Genomic DNA, 6,614 nt, shown 5'->3' with positions numbered 1-6,614 from the left:
ACTGTGGCCAGTATTACTTGACCACTACAATAAGCTTAATAACGTCCGCTATTGGCACAGAGCGGACGAAGGTATCTGATGAGACTCATCTGACTGTGTAAGAGGCTTCACCGGATTTTCCCGGATGCTGATATCACCGTCTTTCTACCGCAGCATATGAAGTAGTTTGATTTAGGAATGCCTGTTACTAACTCAGGCATGGAACATACAGCCACATACAATTCTTTACATTCATTGTTTTTTATGAATACTACTTAGTAATTACGTTGATGTAATGAAATTCAATGGATGAAATATGAATATATTTGAACAAACACCACCTAACCGCAGACGTTATGGTCTGGCTGCTTTTATCGGGTTAATCGCCGGTATCGTATCAGCATTCGTTAAATGGGGGGCTGAAGTACCCTTGCCGCCTCGTAGCCCGTCTGATATGTTCACTACTGCATGTGTTCCGGAATCATTAATCAGAGCGGTGGGACAAATTGATTGCTCCCGCAATTTCCTGAACCCTCCATATATTTTCCTTCGGGACTGGATGGGACTTGCAGATCCTAACGCAGCGGTCTACACCTTTGCCGGGCATGTGTTTAACTGGGTTGGTGTAACACACATCATTTTTTCTATTGTGTTCGCCGTAGGCTACTGTGTAGTTGCAGAAGTTTTTCCCAAAATTAAACTCTGGCAGGGGTTGTTGGCTGGTGCATTAGCCCAGCTTTTCGTACATATGATTTCCTTCCCTCTCATGGGACTGACCCCTCCTCTCGTTGACCTTCCATGGTATGAGAATGTATCCGAAATTTTTGGTCATTTAATCTGGTTCTGGTCAATCGAAATTATTCGACGAGATCTACGTAACAGGATTACTCACCAACCGGATCCGGAAATCCCTTTGGGGACAACCCGCTGATACCATCAATGAGATACTAAAAATGGCGCATATACAGCGCCATTTTTAGTATCTATGTGCTGAATACCACCAGCGATCAACACTGACGCCAGCAAGCATGAGAAAGAACAGATAAGCCGGACTGTTCAGGAAATGTTTGAAGAGGCTGATATGTGGCTGGTGTCAGATTAAGGGACAATATGCTGCAGTGACGTCATTGCATACGACGCGCCGCGGCAACTACCTATTGCTGAGGCTCCTGCTGAATTTGCTCAAGCTCCAGTTCAGTGTTTTTCATTGCCGTCATCGCATCGTCATTGCTCTGGTTCCAGATACTGTCTGATGGCATCTGCACACGAACCGAGACAAACGCATCTGTCGGTATGTCTACTGGCTCGCCATCGGTCACCGTTTCCGTAAACGCACCGTGTTCATCTGTATTTCCGATTCTGTTCTGAGCAAATGATGGCGATGATGCGTGAACCCGGTGATAGGTTTTGATCAGCACCGTTCCGTCAGCATTAACCGTGTAATCCAGCCAGATACGTGGCTGCTTATTGCGATCAACCGGTATTTCAAAACCACCATCAACCCCGCCCCACGCAGCATCAGCATTCAGGCCTGTACACCCACTTATCAGGTATTCACCTGCAGACAGGCGTGCAACAACACACCCTTCTGACTCCTCATTGGTTTCATATTGTCCATCTGAGAAAACCTTAACTACCGGGGATGATCGCTTGATGAAGCCGTTAGAATCTACGGTTGTGTTTCTTGAATGCCATAGTCGTGACCAGCCTTTCCACTGCTCATAAGACGTTTTATCGGATCGCTTTGAGTTCAGATAATATTCATTATCAGAACCCCAACTACTGGCCAGCGCTGTTCCAATATTATCTGCTGTTGACGGGAAGAAATTGACGGTACTGTACTTTGCCGGCGCATCCCAGGGACCGATGTTGCTCGTATCTCCCCAGCTGAACATGGCAAAGTCTCGTCTGGATGTAAACGCGGCATACCAGCTACCGCCGCTACCGTCTGTTAACTGTCGGTTTGTCGTGGCAGACAGACTCTGGCGGGCTGACTCGGGACTGTTGCCCCCCGTACCACCCTGAGTGACACTTAAAGGCGTTGTTAACCCACTGAGGCTGGTGATGTCACTGTTAGCACCTTTTTTAGCGTAATCATCAAGAGCCGTCTTATCTGCCTTTTTATCCAGGTCCGTTTTGTCAGCTTTCTTATCCACCAGGCTCGCGATACTGTTCCAGGCTGGTCCGGAAAAGCTGGTACCGTCAGGCAATCTGACGGTAATTGTTCCGGTACCGCTGAATACCTGCTGCCAGTTCTGCTTGTCGTAATTCAGGCCGCGAAGCGCCTCAGCACTCTGTGTCACCAGCGCGGCGGTCACCATATTCAGCGCCACCCGAGGAACCGCTGACCATGCAGCCCCCGACTGATTAGGTCCGGTATAGTTACTGACCAGCGTCAGTCCTGTATTGCTTTCGATTGTTTTGACCGGGAGCGTATACGGAATGCCGCCTACAGTGGCAACAACAAAATCGCCGGCTGCCAATTCGGTAGTAAATGAAGTCCCCGCCCCTGATACCTGGGCAGAATTATTCGTCAGGGTGAGTGTTCCTGCTGACATAGATTTTCCTCAGTACATGTTCGGGATAACGAGAATGGGCATGGTGATATTTCTGTTACGGGTCATATCCCATCCATTGCTGAAGTAATTACCAAAAACCCGGTTATAGGCAGACCTGACGCTGCCGCCCGACATCACAACACCTTTTATACGAAGGTTCCCGTAACCGCCGTCCATACGGACCTGTGCGCCGGTATAAACTATCTGGCAGAACCCGCCGCCAATATCCTGGAATGCATCGGTTATCTGAATTTGCCGGTCATATACAAAGGGGCGTTTCAGCGTGGAGAACGTGACCTGACCTGCGGCGTTGGTCATCGTGATGCCATCACCGCCGACAGGTGCAGTCTGATTGAATATCACCAGGTCTATGGTCGCCGTTCCGGCCACGTCGTCCCGCCCTGTGTACGAGATGTCGCGAACGATAATATTGCCGCCATCAAACCCCACCGATACATTCGGGTTATCCCATTTCCCAAAAGGAATGCCGCTTACCGGAAGCGCAGCACTGCCGTTAACCGTGATGCGCCCGGACCAGGCGCAGGTCATCAGCGCGGCCTGATTAGATATGGCGGTGAAGTCGGTAGAGTTCGCAACCAGTAACCCTTCGTTATAAGTCGCTGCAGGCAGCAGTTCCATAACGTAGCCGGACCAGTCCGGAGTAAGGGATTTACCCCCGATTGTCTCTGCGCCAATGATGACCCCGGAGTCCCCGTTCCGGGTGACCCCCGTCATAATGGCTACATCAAATTCAGCAAATGAGTAGGTGTAGACAGGATTGGTGGGTATCACAATAACCTGAGAGCCTGGAACCAGTGGCGTGTATACCGGGTACTGCATTGGCTGGGATGACCAGCCAGAGAACGTTGTGCAAAAACTGGGGGCCCGCAGCCCCGCAGTAATTGCCATCACCGGACGACCATCGTTGTAATCAATCAGAATACCTTCCGGCATTATGACCACCTCCCGACAACAACCCGTCCACCGCCAGACAAATTGACAGTTAGTCCATTACCGTTGATAACGACGGTGTTATTCGTGCCGTTAAATGCAAACTGACCACTGTTCGCATAAAACTGACCATGAAATTCACAGTTACCATTTTTATCGATATTCCACCCGGCCCCTGAAGGGCCTGAAACGAAAGAGGTGGACCTGATATAGTTGCCAATCTTTGCATTGGTGATACTGCCATCCTGAATTAAAGCATCACGGATAAATACCTGTCCGTTATAGACAAAGAACGCAGCAGTGTAATTTCCCGGATCACTTCCGGAGTAAATACCGAACTGGTCAGCAGCAAAAACCACCGTGGATTTATAACTGCTCCCTGATGGCTCAATGGACATGCCAAACCCGGTGTTATATTTCACACCGTTTCTGACAATGCCAAGGTTCAGGGTGTATGATGCTTTCGCAGTGCCATCGCTTTTAACCTCGGCTGTCATCTTCTGGTTAACAGCCGCCATCAGCTCACCTTCAGGACCGATCTGCGCCTGAACATAATCAGCCAGTTCAGCGAATGCACCATCCAGATTTGCAACCGTGGTGGTCACCGTCATAACTTCGGCTTTGACTTCACCGTACTGCTCAAACTGACGCTGTACCGTGCCGTGATTGGCGAGGGCATTTTCCATTATGCCTTCAAGGTTTGTATCCACCCCCTCTTTAATATTCTGGAAGGCCTCTGATTTCTGGACAGAATCGTCAATGAGATCAATGAGACTACTGGTGTCCATAGAGCACAGCGCCGGTACTTCGATAAAGCCTGATGCACCAAAGGCGTTAATTGTCCTGATGTACCAGTAATAGGTATGCCCCACCTGTAGTTGACTGCTGGTCCAGGTGGTTCCCATTCCCTCGCGACTGGCGTTATCTTCAACTATTTCAGTTGACGTCCCAGGCAATTGAGTTTCGCCCGATGTCCAGAAATCGAACTGCGTGGAAACATTAGTGATCGCCGCCAGACGCGGGATCAGCGTGATGGCAAAGAAGCCCTGCTCAATATCAACATGAGAAGGTGGTGGCGGGGCTTCTATACTGAATTCCAGATAAGCCTCCGGGGATTCAGCCCCCATCTGGTTTACAGCAATAACGTGTGCTGTGTAGGTATTTTTCGGTAATCCGGTAAGACGCGTGAACGCCCCCGGAACCTGGACAGACATGACCATCTGACCATTACGGCGAATGATCACTTTGTTGTAGACCACCTGCCCGATGTTCTGCCAGGACAGAATGCCCTGTACGACCTGCCCGATTTCCTCCACGGTGTATTTCAGGTTCTGCGGCTGCGCCACGCCACCAGATGGCAACTGAGTAAACGGCGGTCTCTCAATCGGTTTACCGATGGCATCGCCCCATACATCCGCTGTTTCCTGTTTCAGTGTCAGTTGCACGCCGTTCTGCACACCGAATTTCCTGTCCGTCACCCGCATCTCAACGTTCACGATGCCAATAGACGGGAAATTGACCTTCACATACATTCCGGGACGATATCGGTAACCGCTGAGATTCAGCGTAACGTTCATCGTTCTGGCAATACGGGTACGCTTTAACCTCACATCAGCGAGGCGCTGCGCCTGAAACTCACTCGTCACAAATCGCAGTTTCATATCCTGCGATATTTCCACCCCGTCTTCTGCCACCCATTCACTGACAGACACAGAGGGGAAATCCGCTTCGGTATAGCCCTGCTGCGGATCGACGAATGTCCCCTTGATAGTGTTAACGCGTTCCGCCTGAGAGACCTCCGGCATGATTTCGATATCACCGGCCAGCTGGCTTTCAGTGATCACTTCGGTAGCGGGTCCGTAATAAGCCCCGACCAGAAGACCATGTTTGCCCGCGGTATACGTTACATCCCCGGCGCATGCCGCCAGCATTCCTTCCAGAATACTGACTTTATTTTCACTGAGATCGAACTCTCCGTTAATCGTGTAACGCTTCTCAACGGTATTACTGCCAGTAATCACATCCTCATCACAGATGTTCGCTGCTTCCTGAAACTGTTCCCAGAGAATATCGGCGTCAGGCACTTTCAGGTAATTGCGGTAATAGTCCAGGATAACCAGCGCCGCATTGTTGCTGTAACCCGTCAACCCCGTCCGTGGGTCATAAACGGCACGCCCGTACTTTTCTACCTTGATATTCGGGATACCTGACGGGAATTTTTCTGCACTGAATTTGAGGGACACGCGCAGCCACGTGATCCCCTTTCCGATCATGTCTTCTTTCCATGACGGACAGTTTGCCAGCATATATGGATCTACGGTCTGCCGATTGGTGTGCAGCTCAAAAGATGCATGCTCCGGAAAACTGCTGATCGGTTCGTCACCCAGCCAGACGGTTCCAGTGCTGGATAATGAGTGACCCGCCAGCGCAACAGCCAGGTGCAGCATTTCACCGTCATCCTGTTGCCCCGACTCTTCCTCTGAAAAGAACAATGTTCCCGCTGTCGTGGTGTGACCATAAACAACCGTTTTGGCGCTGGCGGCGGCACGAAGGACCTGTTTACGTTCCGATGTGTCACGGTAGGAATCCAGTGATGGCTTTTTGGTCAGCGCTTGAGTTGCCACCTGGGCGGCCACGGTGATAGCCATTGCGATCCCGTAATACTGATATGAGGCGGCGGCACCTGCAGCAACGGTCGCAATAATAGGAATAGCAGCAGGCATTAACGCACCCTCCAGACACTCAGCGGCTTAACCCGCAGACTGACAAGACCATTTTCACCAGGTACCCATACAACGCCGGAATACACCACCCCGGCACACCGCGATCCCGCATTTTCAACAACGGCAATATCCCCACGCTGCGCCAGCTTCACCGGCACTTCATCGAGATACCGGGCCAGCACCTTTTCAAGCGAACCGCCACCGCGCAATATCGCCTTTTTTGCCCCATGTTCGCTGTCGTAGGTTCCGCGCCAGCCTGCCGCAAAATCCTCGCCGCACATGGCCTGAGCACAGTCCGCCGCGAACAGGCAGCAGTCATGGCTGCCCCATAAAAAAGGCCGCTTTTCAGCGGCCCTTATTACGGTGATTAATCTGTTATGCCAGTCCGGATGCTTCATGTTGC

5 protein-coding genes and 1 pseudogene are annotated in these 6,614 nt (G+C 50.8%); 2 read left to right on the top strand and 4 right to left on the bottom strand.

The window, feature by feature from the left end:
* Positions 1-295 precede the first annotated feature (295 nt).
* Both FDX24_RS16260 and FDX24_RS16255 read left to right on the top strand, forming a co-directional pair.
* A complete protein-coding gene (locus tag FDX24_RS16260; RefSeq protein WP_137364621.1) occupies positions 296-910 on the top strand; it encodes a YagU family protein in 615 nt (204 codons plus the stop codon).
* 69 nt (positions 911-979) lie between these two features.
* Positions 980-1,081: pseudogene (locus FDX24_RS16255) on the top strand (DinI-like family protein); the annotation flags it as partial.
* 52 nt (positions 1,082-1,133) lie between these two features.
* On the opposite strand, the gene FDX24_RS16250 reads toward FDX24_RS16255, so the two are convergent.
* The 4 genes from FDX24_RS16250 to FDX24_RS16235 are packed head-to-tail and all read right to left on the bottom strand — an operon-like array spanning position 1,134 to position 6,609.
* A complete protein-coding gene (locus FDX24_RS16250) occupies positions 1,134-2,537 on the bottom strand; it encodes a phage tail protein (RefSeq protein WP_137364620.1) in 1,404 nt (467 codons plus the stop codon).
* A 9-nt stretch (positions 2,538-2,546) separates the two neighbouring features.
* The gene (locus FDX24_RS16245; RefSeq protein WP_137364619.1) at positions 2,547-3,491 is read right to left on the bottom strand and encodes a DUF6453 family protein; all 945 of its coding nucleotides are present in this window, start codon (positions 3,489-3,491) and stop codon (positions 2,547-2,549) included.
* Positions 3,491-6,211 (bottom strand): DUF1983 domain-containing protein, encoded by a 2,721-nt coding sequence (locus tag FDX24_RS16240; protein ID WP_137364618.1) that lies wholly within the window; start codon positions 6,209-6,211, stop codon positions 3,491-3,493. Before FDX24_RS16240 ends, FDX24_RS16245 begins: the two co-directional genes overlap by 1 nt.
* A complete protein-coding gene (locus FDX24_RS16235) occupies positions 6,211-6,609 on the bottom strand; it encodes a hypothetical protein (protein WP_137364617.1) in 399 nt (132 codons plus the stop codon). The genes FDX24_RS16240 and FDX24_RS16235 overlap by 1 nt, the downstream gene beginning before the upstream one ends.
* Between the last annotated feature and the right edge of the window lie 5 nt (positions 6,610-6,614).

The organism is Citrobacter sp. wls716, assembly GCF_005280975.1.
Taxonomy (GTDB): domain Bacteria; phylum Pseudomonadota; class Gammaproteobacteria; order Enterobacterales; family Enterobacteriaceae; genus Citrobacter; species Citrobacter youngae.
Note: the sequence above shows the minus strand (reverse complement) of the source record. Positions and strands in the feature narration are given on the sequence as shown.